This is a genomic window from Bradyrhizobium sp. Ken01 (assembly GCF_055807355.1).
This window is the reverse complement of sequence record NZ_JBVVPC010000241.1, coordinates 1-257: the sequence shown is the minus strand read 5'-3', so window position 1 is coordinate 257 and position 257 is coordinate 1. Positions and strand designations below refer to the sequence as shown.

Here is a 257-nt window from a genome sequence, read left to right as displayed (position 1 = left end):
ACTCTTTTTTCTCCGACATCAACCGCCAGGCTTCACGTACTCGCAGCATACTGATGGCGTCGTCCAGCGAATCACGGTAGAGCACGATGCGCCCGTGAGGTGAGTGGGAGAGTTGGCGCAGAATCGATTTCCAGTCATCGTTGATATCAATACCGATATCGTGGTTAGCGGCTCTTTGAGCAAAGAAGAGTTGCGCACTATCGTGCACGAATCACGCTCACAAATTTCCCGTCGCAATCAGGATATGCTGCTGTCGG

1 protein-coding gene is annotated in these 257 nt (G+C 52.1%); it reads right to left on the bottom strand.

The genetic code is table 11. The features are described 5' to 3' along the window. Window positions 1-208, bottom strand: a 208-nt coding sequence (locus AC0L3S_RS39490; RefSeq protein WP_473285376.1) for a hypothetical protein, incomplete at its 3' end; no start/stop codon positions are given. Window positions 209-257: the final 49 nt, after the last annotated feature.